The sequence below is a fragment of the Renibacterium salmoninarum ATCC 33209 genome (genome assembly GCF_000018885.1).
GTDB classification, from domain to species: Bacteria; Actinomycetota; Actinomycetes; order Actinomycetales; family Micrococcaceae; genus Renibacterium; species Renibacterium salmoninarum.
In genome coordinates, this window is the sequence record NC_010168.1 from 3,134,827 (window position 1) to 3,155,250 (window position 20,424).

The window sequence follows — 20,424 nt, forward strand, 5'->3', positions numbered from 1 at the left end:
GTGTGTCCGGAGGGTTTCTCAGACGATGAGCCTGTCGGCGGCTGCCGTGCTCTGGTAGTGATTGTAGTAGTGGTTTTCTAGCTCTACTGGTGGGATGTCTCCGCAGTACTGGTAGAGCCTTCGGTGGTTGTACCAATCGGCCCATTCAGCGGTGCCGATTTCGACTTCTTCTAGAGTCCGCCAGGGCTTGCCGGGTTTGATCAGCTCGGTCTTATAAAGCCCGTTGATGGTTTCCGCCAAGGCGTTGTCGTAACTATCACCCACAGAACCGATCGAGGGGCGGATACCGGCCTGGGCCAGGCGTTCGGTGAAGGCCAAGGAGGCGTATTGAGCCCCGGCATCGTGATGATGAATCACCCCGGAAATCTCAGCCCCGGCCCGTTCACGACTCCAGATTGCCTGATTAACTGCGTTGAGCACTAGCACGGTGTTCATAGAAGCACTCGCTGACCAGCCCAGGATCCTCCGAGAGTAGGCATCGATCACGAAGGCAACATAGACCCACCCGGACCAGGTCGAAACATAGGTGAAATCATCTACCCATAGCCGATCCGGTGCCGTTGGTGTGAAATCACGGCGGACCAAGTCCTTCGCTCGGGCTGCCTTCGAGTCTTTGATCGTGGTGCGTTTGACCTTGCCACGGACCGCACCCTGTATGCCAAGTAACCCCATGAGCCGTTCTACCGTGCACCTGGCCACCGGCACACCTTCACGGTTCATCGCCAACCAGACTTTCCTGGTGCCGTAAACCCCGTAATTAGCGGCATACACCTTCTGGATCACGGGCTTGAGCACCTCATCACGTTGTTCTCGGTGAGATCGTGTTTTATCCACCCATTCGTAGTACGTGGACGGGGTGGTCTTCACCCCGTCCCAGTAAGCACCTGGCAGATCGACTCGACACCCCACCGCAATCCATTATTCTCGCGGTGACCGGCATGGTCCTTGATGTATTTCACGATCAGTGTTGTGGCGGTCGAGTTCGACCGCGACAAAAGCTGAAGCACTCCGAAGGATCGCGTTCGCCCGTTTCAGCTCAGCGTTCTCACGCCGTAACCGTTTCAGCTCGGCCGATTCCGTGCTCGTTGTTCCAGTTCTAGTACCAACATCGATCTCGGCTTGCCGGACCCATTTACGCACCGTTTCCGGCACACCCACACCCAAAAGCTGGGCAACTTTTTGCATCGCCGCCCACTCCGAAGATGCACCCTCCATCTCCGCCACCATGCGCACCGTATGATCCTTCAACTCCTGCGGATACCGTGTCGTAGTTTTCCCTGCCATGTCCTGATCCTCTCAAACAAGAAAGTCTCCGGACACACCGGGGCGATTCACCTCGAAGGGAAGTAATGTGATCAAATCAGTGCCCACCCGGGCCACGATGAAAGACGTTGCCGCAAGGGCCGGTGTGGGCTTGGCGACGGTTTTGCGCGTGGTAAATGGCGATGCCAATGTGAGTAATCGGACCAAGGTTCTAGTCGACCAAGCGATTGCCGAATTAGGCTTCCGTCGAAATGACAGCGCCAGACTATTGCGGCAAGGGATAGCTGCCAGTATTGGCGTGGTGCTCGACGATGTTGCGGATCCGTTTTTCGCCATGCTCAATCGCGCCGTCGAAGCGAAAGCCATTGAACGTCATGTTTTAGCGATGACCGTCTCAACCGGAAATGACGCCGAACAGGCTCGCGAGCTCATCAATGCACTGTGTGCGCGCCGAGTTGACGGTCTGATCGTAGCAGCGCCCCGTGGCACCGATGAGAGCTATCTACGTCATGAAATCCAGGCGGGAACGCCAGTAGTTTTTGTTGACAGGCCACCTGTCGACCTGGCTACCGACGCCGTACTGAGCGACAACCTTGGTGGCGCCCGGAACGGCGTCGACCATTTGATTGCCCAGGGGCATAGCCGAATTGCCTGCCTCAGTGACGGTAGTGATTTGTATAGCGTTCATCAGCGGGTGCAGGGTTACTGGCAGGCGTTGGCCAACGCCAATATTGCCGCGGAAGCAAAGCTGTAACACGCTGATGGTCGTGACGGCATCAAGTTAGCGCAATGGCTAGCGGACCTGGAGAAACTGCCAACAGAACAACAACCCAGCGCAATTTTTTGCACCAATAGCCGGGCTTCGGTAGCGGTACTTCATGCGCTGGGCGATCAACGCAATGCCGGAATCAGCTCCAACAACTTGGCTCTGGTATGTTTCGACGACTTCGAGCTGGCCGATGTGATGGACCCTGGCATCACCGTGGTGGCGCAAGATCCAGCAACAATTGGCCAGCGGGCCGCTGAACTACTTTTCCAAAGGCTCGACGGCGAAGTCGGCCATGCGCAACGCATTATGGTGCCCACCCGACTCATTCCACGCGGCTCCGGTGAACTAGCACCTGCGAGCCGCTGAGCAACTTTAGTGCGCAGCAGCCAAGATGGCCTCGTCTTGCGCAGCGTCATAGGAATCCCTAGCAGCATCCATCTGCACAACATTGCTTTCGGCCCATTGTCTGAGCGTTTTCAGCGGCGGCAAAAGGCTTCGCCCTAAGTCCGTAAGCTCATAGTCGACGCGGGGTGGCACCTGGGCATAAACGGTTCGCGTAAGCAGTCCATCTCGCTCCAAAGCACGCAGCGTCTGGGTAAGAACCTTAGGCGTCACCACCGCTACCATGCCGCGCAAGTCAGTGAATCGCATCGGTCCAGCTTCAAGAACTTGGATTACCAAAGACGCCCATTTGTCCCCGATGCGTTGAAAAACCAGCCGAGACGGGCAATTTGGGTCCAAAATATTTGGTTCAAGCAACATAACTCTGCCTATCAGTATCTTTCAGGTAACTAGGTTTCTTTGAAGCTATCAGTATCCAACAGATACTTTTAGATTACCCGAAAAGCTACTCCAGGAGGAAATATGAAAATCGCCGTTATCGGAGCCACCGGCATGGTCGGTCGCGAAGTTGCTGCTGAAGCTCTCAAGCGTGGCCATCAAGTGACCGCTGTATCTCGAGCTGGAAGCCCGGTTGAGTCCTCAGCTGCCGCAACTGCGCAGGCCGCGACTTTGGGCGACGTCGTTGAGATGACCGCCCTTGCCCAAGCGCACGACGTCGTTATCTCAGCTACCGGTCCAAGCCGCACCGGCGGCGACCACCAAGAATGGTTGAACGCGAACCAGCGCACCTTCGACGCCATTGGAGATACCAGAATTTTAGTAGTCGGCGGAGCGGGTTCATTGCTGCTCCCGGACGGCAGTCGTCTAGTGGATTCGGCAGAGTTTCCAGAGGCCTATAAGGCTGAGGCACTCAGCGCGGCTCGTTTGCTGGAACTGCTGAGGAGCCAGGCCGAGCGTTTGGACTGGACCATGCTCAGCCCTTCGCCCGTCATAGCACCCGGCGAGCGCACCGGCAACTACACGACGGCAAAAGACACGCCGGCCGGCGACAAGATCTCCAGCCAAGACTTCGCCGTTGCCATGCTCGACGAAGTTGAAAAACCAGCACACCGTCGCGCGCGGTTTACCGCTGCGAACTGACCTATTCAGCTACACATTGGCCCCCCATCCCGAAAAGGATTGGGGGCCAATGTTATTCAGGCGTTTCCCGATATTCGGGCGACAGCCAAGCCGTCGAGTCTACGATGAATCCGGCGCGAGCTCTGGGGCAGGCAGTTGGTAGAGATCCTGCAAGGCAGTCACTGCAGCATGCCACCCCACCATTCCGTGAACTGCTGGCCCAGGAACCGCCGCCGCAGAACACAGATACACGCCACGGACCGGCGTTCGCCAGGTCTTAGTCGAAAAGACCGGGCGGCCTAAAAGCTGTGGCAATGTCAAAGCTCCGGCACTGATATCTCCGCCTTGATAGTTCGGGTTGTAGTGCTCGTAACCAGCTGCAGTAATCACCGAGCTGCCCAGCACTAGATCACGAGTTCCTGGCACATGCCGTTCAATTTCATCCAGGATCGTTTCACTGACATCTCGATCTGATCCGGCTGGTACATGCGTATAAGCCCAAAGCGTTTGACGACCCGCGGGCGCGCGGCTGGGGTCAACCACGCCAGGTTGGCTCAACAACACAAACGGTCGTTCTGGATGCTGCCCAGCAGCAACGGCCCGCTCACTCGCGATCATCTGTGCACGAGTGCCACCTAAATGCACGATTGGCGCCCGGCTAAGCTCCGGGTTGCGCCAGGGAATTGGTCCGGAAAGAGCCAAATCAAGTTTGCAGGAGCCATCACCGTAGCGCACTGCACGCAGACTACGACGATACCGTTCCGGGAAGGCGGCAGCACCGATCCGCTCCAGCGCACGAGCTGAGACATCGAGCAGAATCAACTCCTCGTCGAGTTCGGACAATGTCTCTATTTGCCGGTCTAGCTCGACCGAACCGCCGTGTGCCAGCAGATCAGCCAGCATTGCATCAGCAATAGCCTGCGAACCACCCTTGGCTAAAGGCCAACCCACGGTATGCGCCAAAGCGGTCAGGTAGACGCCAGCCGTTGCTGAAACTACGCCCGGGATCCTGGCGATTGAATGCGCAGAGGCTCCAGTAATCAAAGCCGGCGCGACGTCGTCGCAATAGCGCGCCTGCGCGGCGAACGTTTGCTCTGCGCCACGCAGGCCCAGCAAGACCGCAGCAGGAACACTCTTTGGCAGCGGCAGTAAGGGGTTCAGTAATACATCAGTTATTTCGCTCATCGAGCCCAACATAGAGCTAAAGAACCTACCGTACGCATTGCCGTCCCGACCAAGTTCCTCGATAGTCCGGTCAAGATCCCGATACGCCAAGCCTACGCGGCCGTCGTCCAGCGGGTGAGCAAACGCTAGCTCTGCGTTGCAGAATTCAATCCGCTGCGCGAGCTCAAACTCACGGAAAAACGGGGAGACTAAAGCCATCGGGTGCCCGGTGGAACATACATCGTGCCAAAAGCCAGGCAAGGTAAGTTCCGCAGTCCGGACCCCTCCACCCACCGTCGAGCTGAGCTCGTAAACCTTCACCTCGAGGCCAGCTCTGGCCAAAGTCACTGCTGCGGCCAAGCCGTTCGGGCCGGAGCCCACGACCGCAGCGCGGCTCATTTCTGTACAGCTTGCCTGCTGAAGGCATCGACCAGCGGATCATCTGCGCCAACCCGGCGAATCGGATCGTGCTCTGGACGAAGTAGATCGCGAACTGAAAAAGCTAACAAAATGAGTGTCGCCGTGCCTGAGGCGAGCATTGCAAGCACAAAATCTGGCAAGTCGATGCTGTGCTGCGAGTTGTTGTCGCCCAGGATCACGCCCAGGTGCAAGAGCTGCGCCAAATAAAACAAAATACCGAAAACTTGCCAGATCAACAGTGATCGCCAGCGCGGCCGAGCCAGCGCAAATAACGGCAAGAGCCAGATGAGGTGTTCTGCCGAAGCGTGTTTGTCTACTAACAGAAACCATCCCACCAAAAGCAAGGCTAAATGAGCGACTCTGGGCGTGTATCGCGTAGAAAAACACAGCCAAGCCACCGCGATAATGCCAAGGACCAAAAGCACCAACGCAATAACCGATGCGTCCAGCGGGCTAAAGGCACTTAGGCCAAGCCGCTGTGCTATCGTATTTATCGCGTAATAGATCGATCCCGTTGCCGGGTCGCCATTCCAGCCCTTAGCCCAATAAGCTGACCAGCCGGCCGGGTTCAGTAGCAGAAGTGGAAGCTTGAAAACTAACCAGCTCAAGGCCGTACCAGCCAGCAGGTTGGCGAGTTGCACCGTCAATCTTCGACGTATTAATACCAGCACGATCGCTAAGACGATGAGAGCGGTGTAAGGCTGAGCGCAGATGGCAAAGCCCAAGACGATTCCGGCAGCCATTGTTCGCCGTCGTGAAAACAGAAACAGTCCCACCGCACCAAGTGCCGCGGCCCAGAGATCCCAACTGGAAAATACCGCAAAAAGTAATAACGGTGAAGCCGCAAAGATCGCAGCATCCCAGGGGCGACGCCGATTACTGCGTGCCAACGCGACTGTGCCAGCAATCCAGAGCAACACAGACAAGATGGAATTGAGGTCAAAAAGGCCAGTACCTGAACCTTTCCGCTGCCTGCGAAGCCCCTGAGCCAGGCGGTAATCCCGGCAATTAAACCGACCAATGGCGGGTAGCTGAACCCGCTATCTGCAGAAGAGTAAGGAAATACTTGAGCCAGGTTAAAAGTGCTGAATGCATTCGGGATTTCCGAGTAGCAAGTTGTTGAGTACTGATCTGGCGTAGTCCAGCCAAGTTGCCGGCAGTGGTCTTTGAACAGCAGCGCCAAAACGGCTGAAAGTAACACCAAAAGCACCAAGACACGTTCAACGCTGAAAAACCCGGCACTGATTTGGCCAGGCTCGGTACGTTTTCCTAGCGGACCGCCAACCAGCTCGGTGATCTTGGTTAAAAACGGATCGTTCCGGCTAGGCGCTACGATCCGCTGTGCGCGCCGGGGCCGAGTTTCCTGCATGGATCTGAGCATACCGGCCCAACCACGAGCGCGCCCGTCGTTAGCCCGTCGTTAAACGAAGCAGCCCACGCTGGGCGGCGTGGGCTGCTTGCTTTGCATTTGGCTGTGATGTGAACATCAGAGCCTCCTTAGGTAGCAAGACTCAGCGGATGTTCATGATGTTCAGTCGGTTCATATCGCTTTGCACGCGATCGCGAGTGCGCTCGATGCGCTTCTCATCAACAGGCGAGAAGAAAACACGCTTGATCGAGGAGATCGAGGGAAATTGCTTCATGGGGTCACCTCCTTGCAGCATTGATTGGACGGGGCTCGGGGAAATACGTTTACGGGGCACAAAAACTCCTGGGAAGAATGAATGTTCAAAGAATTCGGGCGCAACAATATAGAGCTATTACGAAATAGTCGAAATAGAATAATTGGACGCAAAAATGCGCGAATGATTTTACGTCGGGAAATGATTCACAACAGCCACTAACCCTCTGGGATTTACGTGGAGGCGTATTACCGCCAGATCTCAGCTAACGGGAACCGAGAATGCCACGAGCAGAGGCCATATGAGCTGCAGCGAACCGATCGACAGAGCCGATAATCGGTGTTGCATTTATGTTGTAAAACATGCTGAGGCCTCCCTTCACATCGTGGCGAAATGCCCAGCATCTGCTGGGTACATTTATAACCTACACTACGAATTCACAACTTGACCACTAGAAATCGAAAATTCTTTGTGGAATTGGTCATATTCCTAAAAACGCCGTACGAATGTAAGAGTTTAGAGTCCCCATTGCTCAATCGCCGGGGTTCGTTTATCCCAACCGAGAGTGCACACTTTTGCTGTCCCAAGCACAAAGTGCCTGCCCTCGATAGGCGCTAATTCAAGCCAACGAGCGGTCAGGATGCGCAAGAAGTGCCCGTGCGCTACCAATAATTCGTTTTCCACCACCTCACCGGCATGCGGACCTTCGGTCTGCGGGGACAGAATTCGGGCAATCACAGCATCGGCACGCGCAGCTACTTGCTCAATGGTCTCGCCTGCGGGCACGCCGTCGTTCCAAATCAAGTACCCTGGCCGGTCCTTACGCACCTGGGCACTCAAAACGCCTTCATAGTCGCCGTAGTCCCATTCATGCGCCAGCGGCTCGACGACGGCGTCCGCGAACCCAGCCAGCTCCGCGGTGCGACGAGCGCGTTGAGAAGGCGAGCTAAGAACCAGGTCAAAGTCGACGCCGGTCAGGGCCGGGCGAGCGGACACCGCTTGTTCCTCGCCGTGCTCGGTGAGCGGAAGGTCCGTCAGGCCGGTGTATTGGCCACTTTTTGACCACGCCGTTTCGCCATGGCGTAGCAACCACAGCTTCGGCAATGTCACGTGGTCCCACGGCACGGAGTCGATGGCATCATTCAACGGATCAGTGCTCATTTTTTGTGCTCGCTTCAGTGTCGTCTGTTGAAATCTCAACAGGCTTATTGTCTTGCCACCAGAGTTCCAAACGCCGTTGCGCCTCTTCAGCACCCAACGGTCCGTGCTCCATCCGCTCTTCGAGGAGGAACTTATAAGCCTTGCCAACCACCGGACTCGGCTTCAGATCCAGAATCGCCATAATTTGCGCGCCGTCGAGGTCGGGCCGAATGGCACCAAGTTCCTCTTGTTCCGCCAGCTCAGCGATTCGGTGCTCCAAATCGTCGTAGGCAAAAGCAAGACGATCCGCCTTCTTTTGATTTCGCGTGGTCACATCAGAACGTGTCAGCCGGTGCAGGCGCTCCAGTACCGGACCAGCATCCGTGACGTAGCGTCGCACAGCTGAGTCGGTCCAGCCCGCCTCACCATAGCCGTAGAAGCGCATATGCAGCTCAACCAGCCGGGCAACAGCCTTGATGGTGTCGTTGTCGAACCGCAAGGCTTTCATCCGCTTAGCCGTCAATTTCGCGCCGACCATATCGTGGTGCCGGAAGCTCACCGCGCCGGAAGGCTCGAATCGTCGGGTAGCTGGTTTGCCGACGTCGTGCATAAGCGCGGCAAAGCGCAAAACGAAGTCGGGGCCGGGCACGGGGCCATCAGGACCAGTTTCGAGCGCGGCCGCTTGTTCCAGGACTTGTAAAGAATGTTGATAGACGTCTTTGTGCCGATGGTGCTCGTCCACCTCGAGCTGCAGCGCTGAAACTTCTGGCAGCATCTGATCGGCTAGCCCGGTGTTTACCAGCACATCGACGCCAAGACGCGCTTGCGGAGCGCAGATCAACTTAGTTAGTTCATCTCGAACCCGCTCAGCAGAGATGATATTTATCCGTTCTGCCATTGCGATCATCGCGCCCTCAACCTCCGGGTGCAGCGAGACACCCAGCTGAGCTACAAAACGGGCTGCACGCATCATCCGGAGCGGATCATCCGAAAAGGAAGCCTCCGCTCGCCCAGGAGTACGCAAAACCCCCGCATAAAGATCTCTAATGCCACCGTACGGATCAACCAGCTCCATACCAGGCAACCGCAGCGCCATCGCGTTCATCGTGAAATCGCGTCGCTGAAGATCTGCCTCAAGCGAATCACCGAAGGCCACCTCCGGCTTCCGTGAATCCGCATCGTAGGCTTCGGCTCGGTAGGTGGTGACCTCAATAGTGAAATCACGTTTGCGCAATCCGATGGTGCCAAAGGCGCGGCCGATCTCCCAGACTGCATCCGCCCAGCTTCGCACCACGACAAGGGTTTCATCCGGGATGGCATCGGTCGTGAAATCCAGGTCCGGCGACTGCCGACCTAAAAAGAGATCACGTACCGGCCCGCCGACTAAGGAGAGTTCAAAACCGGCGTCGACAAAGCGTTGTCCTAGCTCAAGGACTATCGGATCAAGGGTGGAGCTGTCCAGAACCTGCATCATAGTTCCTTAAGCCTGCCAGACTTTCGTTAGAGTGGAGTGCATGGCCCATCCAGTTCCGAGTGCACCCAAGCGCACGCCGTTGCCTTCGGCGATCAATGCGCAGAGCGCTCCCGGCCAATCGCTGGGCAATTTATCTTTTTTGCCCACCGTGGAAGAAGTGTCAGCGGGCGGCGTCGTAGTGGATAAACACGACGGCGTTTTGCGCGTTGCGATCATTGCCAGACTGAATCGCGGCGGTCGAGTTGAGTGGTGTCTACCCAAAGGTCATCCAGAGGGCGATGAAACCCATGCGCAAGCTGCGGTCCGCGAAATTGCTGAAGAAACCGGCATCGAAGGCGAAGTCCTTGCTCCCCTAGGCAGCATCGATTACTGGTTTACCGTAACCGGACACCGCGTGCACAAAACCGTCCACCATTTTTTGCTTCGCGCCACTGGCGGTGAGCTGACGATAGAAAACGATCCGGACCACGAGGCCATTGATGTTGCCTGGGTGGAAATGCCAGACCTAGCGAAACGCTTGTCGTTTCCCAACGAACGCAGAATTGCCGATTTAGCTGGCGCAAGTTTGCCAACGGACTTTTGAAACACAGGCTTCGAAGCATCTCCCTCGAAGGCTCGCATGAAATGATGGCGCCAAATGTCAGAACAGATTAGTGCACCGCAAACCGGGCCAATCAGCACCATAGAGGTGGAGCCGCCCAGAATAAATGCGGCTAAATCCAGTGCCGTGATGGCTGCCGGAACTTTACTCTCCCGAGTACTGGGCTTCGTTAAAGGCGCTCTCGTTGCCGCGGCTTTAGGTGCAACAACGAATGGTGTGTCAGATATTTTTGAAATATCGAATACGCTACCGAACCTGATTTACATCATGCTGGCGGGCGGCGTCTTCAACACCGTTCTGGTGCCACAAATTATTAAGGCCAGCAAGCAACCGGATCGTGGCGCTGATTTCTTGAGCCGCCTCTTGACCCTGGGTGGCGTAGCTCTGGCACTGCTGACTATTGCCGCAACGTTGCTTTCTTCACCGCTACTGCACCTCATCACTGAGGACTGGAATCAAAGTCAGTTGCGCCTGGGCACTCAATTAGCTTACCTGTTGATACCGCAGATTTTTTTCTACGGCATCTACGCCCTGCTAGGTCAGATCCTCAACGCTAATGACCGCTTTGGCGCCTATATGTGGGCTCCGGTGCTCAATAATGTCGTCGCCATTGCCGGCTTAGCCGTGTTTATAGCGGTGCGAGGAACGGCGGAACAGAATCCTCTTAGCGTGGAAAATTGGGGCTCCACCCAGACTTGGATCCTCGCCGGTAGCGCCACGCTAGGCATTCTCCTTCAGTCAGTTATTTTGATCGTGCCAGTCAAACGACTTGGCTTGGGCTTGCGCTTCAAATGGGGTTGGCGCGGCATGGGACTCGGCCACACTGGAAAAATTGCCGGCTGGGCACTGGGCACCATGATCATCGGTCAGCTATCTTTCATCCTGGTAACCAAAATTGCCAGTGCTGCAACCGGTGCGAAGGCTTACGCTGGAACCAAAGACATCGCCGGTCCATTCGTCTTTAGCCGCGGAATGGATATCTATCTTCTGCCGCACTCCGTGATTGTGCTCTCGATCGCTACGGTATTTTTCAATCAGTTAAGCCGGGCCGCCTCCAACGGAAATAAGGCTGCGGTTCGGGCAACGACGTCGAGACTACTGCGCACGGTCGGCGTTGCCACAATATTTTCCGCAGTCGTCTTATTGGTGCTGTCCGCTCCGATCGGCATGTTGCTTGGTGGCGGAAGTGCACGGGGTGGTCTGTCAATAGGCATCGCGGTCGCGGTACTCGCGCTCAGCTCACCATTTTTCAGCTTCAACTTCATGCTCAATAGGGTCTTCTATGCCATGGAGGACGCCAAAACGCCCTTTTATATCCAAGCTTTCATCGTGCTTTTGACCGTTATTACCGCACTGATAGTTAGCGCCGTCCCGGTATCTGTGTTGTCATATTCGCTCTTGGGCACCGTCGCAATCGTCAATTTCGTGGCACCGATAGTCTCCACTATGGTTCTTCGAGTCAAACTTGGCGACTTTGGCATTTGGCGCATCATTCGGGCGCATGTGCAGTATGCCGTTGCCGCAGCATTCTCCGGCATTATCGGTGGCTTATTTATGGTTGGTTTTGGCTTGTTAAGTTTTGCCGACGGTAGCTACGACGGGTTTATCTGGCAGGGCTACCTTTCCGCCATCGTGGTAATCGCCGTCGTCGGCTCTGTAATGGCTCTGTGTTACTTCTTGGCCCTTCGTTTAATGAACGTGAGTGAGCTCAACGACCTGATCGCGCCAATTATGCGGCGTTTTTCACGCCGAGCTTCCTGATTCAGTGGGCCTGGATCAGCTAGGATCGGAAGTTAGAGTTGCAACCGGAGCTGAATCGTTTGCCAACCATTCAGCTTGAGGAGGAGACGTTGTCGCAGTCCATGGAAGTCGGTACCGTGCTTGGTGGCCGGTACAGAATTGCCACGCACGTTTTGAACTCCGCTGAAGGAGACCAAGTCTTCGACGGCGTCGACCAGGTACTCAACCGCCCGGTCAGCATCGTGGTTGCCGGCCACGGAAACGGCGACAATCTTACGCAGGGTGCTCGCGAAGTGGCTACCGGTGATCGGCCGGCCAACTTTCAGATCCTTGATTTGGGACTCGGCGACGGAACCGCCTATTTGATCGCCAGCAAGAGCGGCGCAGCTGATTTGCTCGACCTGCTCATCCCAACTGAGCCATTCGTTGAGCCGTCCTTCACCGACACCCTCGGCGAGGAATTGTTCGGTGGTCCTCGCGCAGAAGAGCCTGTCGCCGCCGAGTACGTGTACGACGACGGAACACCCGTTCCCGCGAGCGTTATCCCGCCAGCGGCCGTTCCACCGCCGCCAGTTATTGCTCCGCGTTCAAGCGACCCGGTACCTTCCGCCAAAGAACCCGTTTTACCCACGGCAACCAAGGGCCAACCTGTCCAAGCCGCAGATTCAGGCAGTGTTGGTTCGCCCAAGGTTTCACTATGGTCCGACGAGGATTATGGCTTCATTAACGAGAAGCCGGCCGTATCAAATGACCAACGTAAGCCCAGCACGTTTCCTGCTTCTGCGGTCGCTGCAGCGCCCTTGTATCAAGAGCCGCCGCGGAACACTAGCGCCCAGCCCATCGCTGGTGGTGCGATTGCTGCCGGTGCTGGATCCAGCGCCGGCTCCGGACCCGGTAATCCGAACGCGGACTATGACGACGAAGTGAATGCGCCTCGCAGTGGGCGCTGGTTGATTCTTGGCATTTTGGCGATAGTAGTTGTGGTTGCCATCGTCTTTGCCGGCACACAACTGCTCACTTCCTGGTTTGGCGACAAGAATCCTGCGGCACAAAGCTCGGCTTCCAATAGCCAAAGTTCAAGCGAGCCAAATAGCTCCAACAGTCCTCAGCCATCAAATCAGGCCGGCCCACCCGTGGTGGTCGGTGCAACCCGCGAAGTCCCAGGTGCCAGTGAAGCTGATCTGGCTAAGAATTTCCCCGAGGGCCGCCTGGCAAACCTCACTGATGGCAATCCAGCCACCTTGTGGAGTAGCTACGAGTTCACCGATGAAACGATGGCTGGCACGTCGGCTAAAAGCATCGCTCTGATTGTTCAGCTCAAAGATCGGTCAACGGTCTCATCGGTGGCAATAGCTCAGTCTGGTACTTCTGGCGGTAGCTTCGAAGTACTGGTCAATGACAAACCTAGTCTTGACGGCGCGAAGTCGATTGGCACCGGAATTTTCACCGGGCCAGAGTTCAACATCTCCGCCCCACCAAACACCACGGCAAGTTACGTCATCGTCAATTTCACTAAGTTGCCAAAAGTATTGAGCCCGCAGATATATCCTTACGGGCTGAAAATCGGCGAGATCACCATCAAGTAATCTGGTAGGTGTCCGCCACCCATCTGGAATAACTAGCACACCGAATAGGTTGTGTAGTTGCATTCCATTTGCGAGCCACGGCCCCACCGTGGGTCACCGATACAAGGAGCTCTCAGTCCGTGAGCACTGAAACAACTCAGAACGACGTCCGCGATGTCATCATCATCGGTTCCGGTCCTGCCGGCTACACCGCTGCCATCTACACCGCCCGTGCCAACCTCAAGCCGCTGATGATCGCAGGTTCAGTCACTGCCGGTGGCGAACTGATGAACACCACTGATGTGGAGAATTTCCCGGGTTTCCCCGAAGGTGTCATGGGGCCAGACCTGATGGATAATCTGCAGCAACAGGCGGAGCGGTTTGGCACTCAGATTGAATACGATGACGTCACCGAAGTTTCGCTCGACGGCGAGATTAAAACCGTTCGCACCGGGGCCGGTCAAAGCTACTCTGCACGGAGCGTCATCGTCTCTACCGGCTCCGCTTACCGTGAGCTCGGTTTGGACGATGAAAAACGGCTGTCGGGCCATGGTGTGAGCTGGTGTGCAACCTGTGACGGTTTCTTTTTCAAAGATAAGGATATTGTAGTGGTTGGCGGCGGCGACTCCGCTATGGAAGAAGCGACCTTCCTTACTAGGTTTGCCCGCACAGTTACCGTGATCCACCGTCGTGACTCATTGCGCGCCTCGAAGATCATGCAGGATCGCGCGTTCAGTAATGACAAGATCAAATTCATTTGGAATACCGAGGTCTACGGCATCGACGGCGAAGCCAAGGCTAATGGTGTCAAGCTCAATAACTTGGTCACCGGTGAAAAGAGCGAGCTCCCGGCTACCGGAATCTTCGTAGCCATCGGAAATTATCCTCGCGTAGACCTTTTCAAGGGTGTCCTTGATCTCACCACTGAAGGCACTATTGCAGTGGCTGGCCGCAGTTCCAAGACCTCGTTGACCGGCGTGTTCGCAGCCGGCGACGTCGTGGATCCCACCTATCGCCAGGCAGTCACCGCAGCCGGTTCTGGCTGTGTTGCTGCGATTGACGTGGAACACTACCTTGCAAGCCTGGACGCCTAACCGCTCAATCAAAGAAAGGGCACTACATTATGAGTAACGCCAAAGCAGTAACAGATGCAACTTTCCAAAGTGATGTCATCTCCTCCGAGAAACCGGTCATTGTCGATTTCTGGGCAGAATGGTGTGGACCCTGCCGTAAAGTCGGGCCGATCCTAGATGAGATCTCCAGCGAATACGCAGATAAGGTCAATGTAGTAAAGGTCGACATTGATGAGAATCCGCGCATCGCTGCCGAGTTGGGGATTACCTCAATCCCCGCTATCTATCTCTTTGCTGATGGCGAAGTGAAGAGCACCGTTATTGGTGCGAAGCCCAAGCAGTTCTTTGAAAAAGAGTTTGCCAGCTACCTTCAGTAAATCAGCCATAAAAAGGAGGCCATGTTTCACGTGAAACATGGCCTCCTTTTTATCTGCCTAGCAAAGTATGGCTCAGCAGCGCTGATACATCATCATCCGGAGCGATCAGGGTCCAGTACCGTCATGATCCGATTAAGGTCCTCAACCGAAGCAAATTCAATGCTGACCTTGCCTTTTCGCGCACCGAGAGTGATCTTGACGCTCGTGTCTAGGCGGTCAGCGAGCGAGCTAGCTAGAAAGTCTAACCTCTCATGACGTGCATTAGGTCGATCATTTGCACCTTGGCGGCCGGCAGCTGGTTCTTGATATAGCGCCACTGCCTCTTCGGTCGCCCGCACAGACATTCCTTCCGCCACAATGCGCTGAGCAAGTCGCTCAATCGCGGCAGAATCCGGCAGTGAAAGTAGCGCGCGGGCATGTCCGGCAGACAGAACGCCAGCTGCTACCCGGCGCTGCACAGTAGGTGGCAGCTTCAGAAGTCGTAAAGTGTTCGAGACCTGTGGACGAGACCGTCCGATTCGATCAGCCAGTTCTTCGTGGGTAGTACCGAAGTCCTCAAGAAGCTGCTGATATGCTGCAGCTTCTTCCAACGGGTTCAACTGACTGCGATGTAGGTTCTCAAGCAATGCATCGCGAAGAAGATCATCATCAGAAGTTTCGCGAACAATTGCCGGGATCGTACCAGTTTCAGCAATCTGGCTAGCACGCCAACGACGCTCACCCATCACCAGCTCGTAGGGCGCACCACCCTTATCCGGAGACTTTCGAACCACGATCGGCTGTAAAATGCCGATTTCCCTAATGGAATGCACTAGTTCGGCCATATCGTCTTCGTCAAAGACCGAACGAGGCTGCTTACGGTTTGGCTGGATCTCGTCTAGTTTGATCTGCGCAAATCGTGCACCCGGAACTTCAACTAGCTCAGGCGAAGGCGATGTTTCACGTGAAACGATTCGTGTTCTAGAGCTCTTCTTTTCTTTAGACTCAGGAAAAAAGAGATCAACCGGTCGTAATGTCGTCTGTCCATCAGTCGCTCCATCTTCATCCGGTGCTGATGGGATGAGCGCCCCTAGGCCTCTACCTAAACCTCTGCGTTGCTTTTCTGTCACGATATGATGCCTATCTTCGCTGCTCTGTAGAGCGCTGTCGACCGTATAGCATCAATTATAGCGTCAAAAACCAATCAGACTAAGGAGTTGGTGCCCCTCGCTCGGAAATCTCAGCGGCGGCCTCCAAATAGCTCAACGCACCAGAAGAAGACGGATCGTAGGTGAGCACGGTCTGTTGGTAGCTTGGTGCCTCAGAAATCCGCACAGATCGAGGAATCACGGCCTTCAAAACCTGATCGGGGAAGTGTGTGCGTACATCTTCTGCCACCTGGGCAGCTAAGTTAGTGCGACCGTCATACATCGTCAACAAGATGGTGGATACCCGAAGATCAGAGTTGAGGTGCTTTTGGATCATCTCAATATTCTTTAGCAGCTGACTCAGGCCTTCAAGCGCGTAGTACTCGCACTGAATGGGGATCAACACTTCGGATGCCGCACAGAACGCATTGACCGTAAGCAATCCAAGACTAGGCGGACAATCGATCAATACATAGTCAAGGCGCTCGAGCCCCTCGGACTGACGATGAGCAGCATAGGTTTCGATCGCGCGTCGTAGTCTCTGCTCGCGAGCGACTAGCGAGACCAATTCAATCTCAGCACCGGCCAAGTGAATTGTTGCCGGAGCGCAGATCAGATTATCGAGGTCCGGGCACGGCACCACCACCTCCACCAGTGCAGCGTCATTGATCAAGACATCGTAGATGCTATCGACTTCGGCCCGGTGGTCCACACCCAGCGCAGTGGAAGCGTTTCCTTGCGGGTCAATATCAATTACCAAAACGTGTAGACCAGCAGCGGCTAAACCGGCTGCGATGTTCACCGTGGTCGTTGTCTTGCCCACCCCACCCTTTTGGTTGGCGACTGTGAGAACTCGAGTTTCTTTGGGGAGCGGCAATTTTCGCCCAATCAGCTTCTCGCGTCGACGGGTCTCATTCGCCAACTCGCGACCAATTGGACTGTCATCGTCTACATCGTCGATCACATTACGGGCCAGATTGGTTTCATATGAAACATTGGAATTCTTCTTGTTTGAAACTGTTTTCGGTTGATTTGCCGACGATTGTGCTGAACCAAGCACACCGAACGGGGGAATCCTCTGCGTGGACCCATCCTGATTGACCATCGGCTACCTACCTTCCCGCCAGAACCACAAAGCTCTGGGAACTGAGACTAAGCCTATCTGTGGGCGGAGCCAACCAGAATTCGAACCACTGTGGTGGGCTCTTCAAGTACACTCGATCCTGCGACCAGTACATCGGTGCGAGTCCCACCCAGCTTGCGAACTGCCTTTGCCGCCTTGGTGATTTCTTCTGCGGCGCTACGACCTTTAACCGCTAGGAACTGTCCGTTGCCATGAAGCAGCGGAATGGTTAGCCCGGCCAGCTTATCTAGCGCTGATACTGCACGCGCAGTCACCACAGAACAATTAACTTCATCAACGGCTTGTTCTGCACGCATCCGAAATAACGTCACCTGATCGCTCAGACCCAGGTCTGCTACTACTTCAGAAAGCCAAGTGACCCGCCGCTCTAGTGGCTCAATCAAAGTAATCGACAAGTCTGGCCTAGCTAACGCTAAACACAAGCCTGGTAGACCTGCACCACTGCCAACGTCCGCTACGGTCGCATCTATTTCGATCAGCTCAACAACCACTGCGCAGTTGAGTACGTGTCTATCCCACAGCCTGGGCACCTCGCGTGGGCCAATAAGCCCGCGCTCTATGCCAGAGGTTGCTAAGTGTTCAACGTAGCGCTGTGCTAGCGGCAGCCGATCACCAAAAACCGAATGTGCAGCGGAGGCAACAGCCTCAGTCATCTCAAGCACAGTGCATCCAATCGCCGTCGAAAATCTTGCGGTGCTGGAACTACTCGGTAGCGCTCACTACGATGTGCCTGGAGGACCCTTCGCCCTCAGACTCACTAATAAGCCCGAGCTCCGCAATGGCATCGTGCACGATTTTACGTTCGTACGCACCCATTGGCTTCAACGCAACGGAGCCGCCATTACTCTTGACTTTCTCAGCAGCATCTTCGGCGATCTGCTGCAACACACCAGCACGTTCCTCACGGTATCCAGTGATGTCCAGAACCAAGCGGGAACGATGACCTGTTGAGGACAAGACGTTCAGTCTGGTGAGTTCCTGTAAGGCCTCAAGGACCTTACCATCCCGGCCAACTAGGTTACTCAGTGCATCGGACTGTTCCTCAGCCACAATGGAGATATAAGTCCGGCCATTGCGAACCTCAATGTCGATATCGCCATCGATATCTGCAATATCCAGCAACTCTTCAAGATAATCTGCGGCTACATCGCCTTCTTCTTCAAGGCGACTAGGACTCGAAGAATCAACGGAGTCAGTTAGCTCAGCATCAGACTCGACCGACTCGGGAGCGTTCTGTTCGTCCAGTTCTTCTACAGCGGGGGATTCGGCAGTCATTACTTTTTCCTTCGGTTCTTCCGTTGTGGCTGGGTGCGTTGACCCTTGAGTTCAACGGCTTCTTCAACGACTTCAGTTTCGGCCTTCTTTTTCGCTCCAATGAGCGGCAGGCACTTGGCAGCACGACGCTGCATGTATTCCTTATAAGCCGGCGAACCAGGAGTCGGCATCCGTCGGATGACAAAGAACTGCTGTCCCATCGTCCACAGGTTCGTCGTCGTCCAGTAGATCAAAACGCCAATGGGGAAGTTGATACCACCAATACCGAAGACCAACGGCAAAATGTACAGCATCATCTTCTGCTGACGCATGAACGGTGATGCCATCGCATCCTCGGACATGTTCTTAGCCATAATCTGTTTCTGGGTGATGAACTGCGAAGCAATCATCGCCAAGATCATGATGATCGACAGGACGATAACCGAAACGTTCGGGTCTCCACCTTGGATCTGCGGCAAAAATGCCTTCGAAAGTGGTGCGCCCAGAATATTAGCGTCATCAAACTGCTGGATCTGTGTGTGACTCAAAACGCCAATTCCTTGGCCGTCTTGATTTGCCTTGGAAACGCCAGAAAGTACCTGGAACAGCGAGAAGAAGAACGGCATCTGAATGAGGATCGGCAAACAGGCACTGAAAGGGTTCGTACCGTGCGATTTGTAAAGAGCCATTTGCTCTTGCGCCATCGCTTGACGGGAAAGTTGATCCGTCTTGCCTTTGTACTTTTCCTGCAATTTCTTCATTTCAGGCTGCAGAGCCTGCATGCCACGCTGTGCCTTGATCTGCTTCACAAAGACTGGGATGAGGGCTGCACGAATGACTATCACCAGGCCGATGATCGACAAGGTCCAGGTCCAGCCATTATCACCAGGCAAGCCAAGGAAGGTCAGGCCTTCATGGAAGCCCAACATAATGGCAGACACCAGCCATTTGAATGGGAACAGGATCTGTCCGAAGAAATCAAACACTTACTTTTCCCCTCGTGGAACATCAGGCAACCTTGTTGGCCAAGCCAGCAGGCTCGGCTTGATTCGGCAGGTTATTCAAATAGCGATCGGGGTGATTTAGCACCACGATCCGCGGCGTAGCCTCCATTGGCAGCGCGGAAAAATCTAAATGGCGATGGGCAGGCAAATTATCAATGCCGCCGGCGGCCCAAGGATGACAGCGAAGTATCCGCCGAATAGCAAAGAAGCTTCCTTTAACAGCGCCGTGAAGCGTAAAGGCTTCGAGTGCATAGCTGGAGCAACTCGGAAAATATCTGCATACCTGACCATAAAGCGGCGAAATAACTGCACGATATCCGGTCAGGAGCAAAATCAGAATGTTTCGCGGCAGACGCCAAATCAAGCGAAAGACGCTTAGTAAAACGATCACTCATTCGCTCCTTCTCTGTACTCGGCAAATACCGTCTCCGGAATTTTCGACAATGATGCCCGGAACCCGGCTTCATAATCGTTCTGCAACTCCTGCCAGCTTGAGGTAGCTGCGAGGGGCAACGCCCTCACCACTATTCTCAGCCCAAAGGGGTACTGCAGAACAGTGGATGCGGCTAGTGAACGTAATCTGCGTTTGACAAGATTACGCACTACAGCGTTACCCACTGATTTAGCGACGATGAATCCGACTCGGCTGGGAAGAGACGTCTTCTCAGCCACACCGCTAGGTTCAACGAGTGCATATAACACCAAGTTCCGGCGCCCTGATCGGACGCCGGAACGGACGGTGTTTGAGAACTCACTCGAAGCACGCAAGCGGTTAGCAGCCGGTAACATTACCGACCTCAGATTCACACATCGTCAAAAACGGCATGGATGCCAAGGCCTATTAGTTAAGGCTGCGCAGGGCTAAGCGGAAAGCTCAGTACGGCCCTTAGTCCGACGGGCAGCCAAAATGGCTCGGCCCGCACGGGTGCGCATGCGCAGTCGGAAGCCGTGCTTTTTGGCACGACGACGATTGTTAGGCTGATAAGTCCGCTTGCTCACGGTGGTCAACTCCAAGAAAATCTTGTGGCGCGCCGAGGCTGTTGCGACTGGGGAAGTAACAGGCCGACGCTGAAATATCGCGTGCCTAAAAGCAGACACGAAGGACTTCACAACTTTAGGCCATATCAACCTCGACAGTCAAACTGATGCAACTGCACAGCTAGTCGGGCTTCAGCTTGACTCCGGCCAAACACAGCGTGTTCCACAGAGTTTTCCACAACTAGCTG

At 55.0% G+C, this 20,424-nt stretch carries 22 protein-coding genes and 1 pseudogene; 8 read left to right on the forward strand and 15 right to left on the reverse strand.

From position 1 onward, the window contains the following. Positions 1-18: 18 nt before the first annotated feature. Positions 19-1,284, reverse strand: a pseudogene (locus RSAL33209_RS17335) (IS3 family transposase). A 67-nt stretch (positions 1,285-1,351) separates the two neighbouring features. Between RSAL33209_RS17335 and RSAL33209_RS18305 the strand changes: the two are divergent. Both RSAL33209_RS18305 and RSAL33209_RS18310 read left to right on the forward strand, forming a co-directional pair. Further along, positions 1,352-2,017: a LacI family DNA-binding transcriptional regulator gene (locus tag RSAL33209_RS18305; protein ID WP_012246869.1), complete on the forward strand. Its 666-nt coding sequence runs from the start codon at positions 1,352-1,354 to the stop codon at positions 2,015-2,017. A gap of 21 nt (positions 2,018-2,038) precedes the next feature. Further along, positions 2,039-2,398 (forward strand): substrate-binding domain-containing protein, encoded by a 360-nt coding sequence (locus RSAL33209_RS18310; protein WP_218916564.1) that lies wholly within the window; start codon positions 2,039-2,041, stop codon positions 2,396-2,398. 6 nt (positions 2,399-2,404) lie between these two features. Here RSAL33209_RS18310 and RSAL33209_RS15560 read toward each other — a convergent pair whose 3' ends face one another. Continuing rightward, positions 2,405-2,794 (reverse strand): winged helix-turn-helix transcriptional regulator, encoded by a 390-nt coding sequence (locus RSAL33209_RS15560; protein ID WP_012246871.1) that lies wholly within the window; start codon positions 2,792-2,794, stop codon positions 2,405-2,407. Between the two features lie 102 nt (positions 2,795-2,896). Here RSAL33209_RS15560 and RSAL33209_RS15565 point away from each other — a divergent pair, with 102 nt between their 5' ends. Further along, positions 2,897-3,514: an NAD(P)-dependent oxidoreductase gene (locus RSAL33209_RS15565; RefSeq protein ID WP_012246872.1), complete on the forward strand. Its 618-nt coding sequence runs from the start codon at positions 2,897-2,899 to the stop codon at positions 3,512-3,514. Between the two features lie 99 nt (positions 3,515-3,613). On the opposite strand, the gene RSAL33209_RS15570 is transcribed toward RSAL33209_RS15565, so the two are convergent. The 5 genes from RSAL33209_RS15570 to RSAL33209_RS15585 form a co-directional block, all read right to left on the reverse strand. Further along, positions 3,614-5,056, reverse strand: coding sequence for a phytoene desaturase family protein (locus tag RSAL33209_RS15570; RefSeq protein ID WP_012246873.1), 1,443 nt, complete (start codon positions 5,054-5,056; stop codon positions 3,614-3,616). After that, the gene (locus RSAL33209_RS17710; RefSeq protein ID WP_012246874.1) at positions 5,053-6,003 is read right to left on the reverse strand and encodes a DUF2029 domain-containing protein; all 951 of its coding nucleotides are present in this window, start codon (positions 6,001-6,003) and stop codon (positions 5,053-5,055) included. The genes RSAL33209_RS15570 and RSAL33209_RS17710 overlap by 4 nt, the downstream gene beginning before the upstream one ends. 585 nt (positions 6,004-6,588) lie before the next feature. Further along, complete coding sequence (locus tag RSAL33209_RS19430; RefSeq protein ID WP_267895916.1) at positions 6,589-6,720, reverse strand: hypothetical protein; 132 nt, start codon at positions 6,718-6,720, stop codon at positions 6,589-6,591. 495 nt (positions 6,721-7,215) lie between these two features. Further along, positions 7,216-7,860, reverse strand: coding sequence for a histidine phosphatase family protein (locus RSAL33209_RS15580; protein ID WP_049759033.1), 645 nt, complete (start codon positions 7,858-7,860; stop codon positions 7,216-7,218). Beyond that, on the reverse strand, positions 7,850-9,313 hold the full coding sequence (locus tag RSAL33209_RS15585) for a CCA tRNA nucleotidyltransferase (protein ID WP_012246877.1): 1,464 nt from the start codon (positions 9,311-9,313) through the stop codon (positions 7,850-7,852). Before RSAL33209_RS15585 ends, RSAL33209_RS15580 begins: the two co-directional genes overlap by 11 nt. Before the next feature lie 40 nt (positions 9,314-9,353). Here RSAL33209_RS15585 and RSAL33209_RS15590 point away from each other — a divergent pair, with 40 nt between their 5' ends. The 5 genes from RSAL33209_RS15590 to trxA all read left to right on the forward strand — a co-directional run bounded on the left by RSAL33209_RS15590 (position 9,354) and on the right by trxA (position 14,669). Further along, positions 9,354-9,896 carry an NUDIX hydrolase gene (locus RSAL33209_RS15590; RefSeq protein WP_041684890.1) on the forward strand — a complete coding sequence of 181 codons (543 nt, stop codon included), beginning with the start codon at positions 9,354-9,356 and terminating at the stop codon, positions 9,894-9,896. A gap of 54 nt (positions 9,897-9,950) precedes the next feature. After that, a complete protein-coding gene (gene murJ, locus RSAL33209_RS15595) occupies positions 9,951-11,675 on the forward strand; it encodes a murein biosynthesis integral membrane protein MurJ (protein ID WP_012246879.1) in 1,725 nt (574 codons plus the stop codon). Between the two features lie 59 nt (positions 11,676-11,734). After that, positions 11,735-13,240: an ABC transporter substrate-binding protein gene (locus RSAL33209_RS15600; protein WP_145962105.1), complete on the forward strand. Its 1,506-nt coding sequence runs from the start codon at positions 11,735-11,737 to the stop codon at positions 13,238-13,240. A gap of 119 nt (positions 13,241-13,359) precedes the next feature. After that, positions 13,360-14,313 (forward strand): thioredoxin-disulfide reductase, encoded by a 954-nt coding sequence (trxB, locus tag RSAL33209_RS15605; protein ID WP_041684891.1) that lies wholly within the window; start codon positions 13,360-13,362, stop codon positions 14,311-14,313. A 29-nt stretch (positions 14,314-14,342) separates the two neighbouring features. Next, positions 14,343-14,669: a thioredoxin gene (gene trxA, locus RSAL33209_RS15610; protein WP_012246882.1), complete on the forward strand. Its 327-nt coding sequence runs from the start codon at positions 14,343-14,345 to the stop codon at positions 14,667-14,669. Between the two features lie 92 nt (positions 14,670-14,761). Here trxA and RSAL33209_RS15615 read toward each other — a convergent pair whose 3' ends face one another. The 8 genes from RSAL33209_RS15615 to rpmH form a co-directional block, all read right to left on the reverse strand. Beyond that, positions 14,762-15,778, reverse strand: coding sequence for a ParB/RepB/Spo0J family partition protein (locus RSAL33209_RS15615; RefSeq protein WP_012246883.1), 1,017 nt, complete (start codon positions 15,776-15,778; stop codon positions 14,762-14,764). Between the two features lie 79 nt (positions 15,779-15,857). Then, positions 15,858-16,901 (reverse strand): ParA family protein, encoded by a 1,044-nt coding sequence (locus RSAL33209_RS15620; protein ID WP_012246884.1) that lies wholly within the window; start codon positions 16,899-16,901, stop codon positions 15,858-15,860. Positions 16,902-16,954: 53 nt separating this feature from the next. Further along, complete coding sequence (gene rsmG / locus RSAL33209_RS15625) at positions 16,955-17,602, reverse strand: 16S rRNA (guanine(527)-N(7))-methyltransferase RsmG (RefSeq protein WP_012246885.1); 648 nt, start codon at positions 17,600-17,602, stop codon at positions 16,955-16,957. Between the two features lie 40 nt (positions 17,603-17,642). Then, a complete protein-coding gene (locus tag RSAL33209_RS15630) occupies positions 17,643-18,215 on the reverse strand; it encodes a Jag family protein (protein ID WP_012246886.1) in 573 nt (190 codons plus the stop codon). Then, positions 18,215-19,123 carry a membrane protein insertase YidC gene (gene yidC / locus RSAL33209_RS15635; protein WP_049759115.1) on the reverse strand — a complete coding sequence of 303 codons (909 nt, stop codon included), beginning with the start codon at positions 19,121-19,123 and terminating at the stop codon, positions 18,215-18,217. Before yidC ends, RSAL33209_RS15630 begins: the two co-directional genes overlap by 1 nt. A gap of 79 nt (positions 19,124-19,202) precedes the next feature. Continuing rightward, positions 19,203-19,589: a membrane protein insertion efficiency factor YidD gene (yidD, locus tag RSAL33209_RS15640; RefSeq protein ID WP_012246888.1), complete on the reverse strand. Its 387-nt coding sequence runs from the start codon at positions 19,587-19,589 to the stop codon at positions 19,203-19,205. Then, a complete protein-coding gene (gene rnpA / locus RSAL33209_RS15645) occupies positions 19,586-19,987 on the reverse strand; it encodes a ribonuclease P protein component (RefSeq protein ID WP_041684892.1) in 402 nt (133 codons plus the stop codon). Before rnpA ends, yidD begins: the two co-directional genes overlap by 4 nt. A gap of 72 nt (positions 19,988-20,059) precedes the next feature. Then, complete coding sequence (rpmH, locus tag RSAL33209_RS15650) at positions 20,060-20,197, reverse strand: 50S ribosomal protein L34 (RefSeq protein WP_041685997.1); 138 nt, start codon at positions 20,195-20,197, stop codon at positions 20,060-20,062. Positions 20,198-20,424: the final 227 nt, after the last annotated feature.

Bases quoted from the DNA above. Each gene is read 5' to 3' on its own strand.
- RSAL33209_RS15560 (WP_012246871.1), bottom strand. From the start codon at position 2,794: ATGTTGCTTGAACCAAATATTTTGGACCCAAATTGCCCGTCTCGGCTG.
- RSAL33209_RS15565 (WP_012246872.1), top strand. From the start codon at position 2,897: ATGAAAATCGCCGTTATCGGAGCCACCGGCATGGTCGGTCGCGAAGTT.
- RSAL33209_RS15570 (WP_012246873.1), bottom strand. From the start codon at position 5,056: ATGAGCCGCGCTGCGGTCGTGGGCTCCGGCCCGAACGGCTTGGCCGCA.
- RSAL33209_RS19430 (WP_267895916.1), bottom strand. From the start codon at position 6,720: ATGAAGCAATTTCCCTCGATCTCCTCGATCAAGCGTGTTTTCTTCTCG.
- RSAL33209_RS15580 (WP_049759033.1), bottom strand. From the start codon at position 7,860: ATGAGCACTGATCCGTTGAATGATGCCATCGACTCCGTGCCGTGGGAC.
- RSAL33209_RS15585 (WP_012246877.1), bottom strand. From the start codon at position 9,313: ATGATGCAGGTTCTGGACAGCTCCACCCTTGATCCGATAGTCCTTGAG.
- RSAL33209_RS15590 (WP_041684890.1), top strand. From the start codon at position 9,354: ATGGCCCATCCAGTTCCGAGTGCACCCAAGCGCACGCCGTTGCCTTCG.
- murJ (WP_012246879.1), top strand. From the start codon at position 9,951: ATGTCAGAACAGATTAGTGCACCGCAAACCGGGCCAATCAGCACCATA.
- trxA (WP_012246882.1), top strand. From the start codon at position 14,343: ATGAGTAACGCCAAAGCAGTAACAGATGCAACTTTCCAAAGTGATGTC.
- RSAL33209_RS15620 (WP_012246884.1), bottom strand. From the start codon at position 16,901: ATGGTCAATCAGGATGGGTCCACGCAGAGGATTCCCCCGTTCGGTGTG.
- RSAL33209_RS15630 (WP_012246886.1), bottom strand. From the start codon at position 18,215: ATGACTGCCGAATCCCCCGCTGTAGAAGAACTGGACGAACAGAACGCT.
- yidC (WP_049759115.1), bottom strand. From the start codon at position 19,123: ATGTTGGGCTTCCATGAAGGCCTGACCTTCCTTGGCTTGCCTGGTGAT.
- rnpA (WP_041684892.1), bottom strand. From the start codon at position 19,987: ATGTTACCGGCTGCTAACCGCTTGCGTGCTTCGAGTGAGTTCTCAAAC.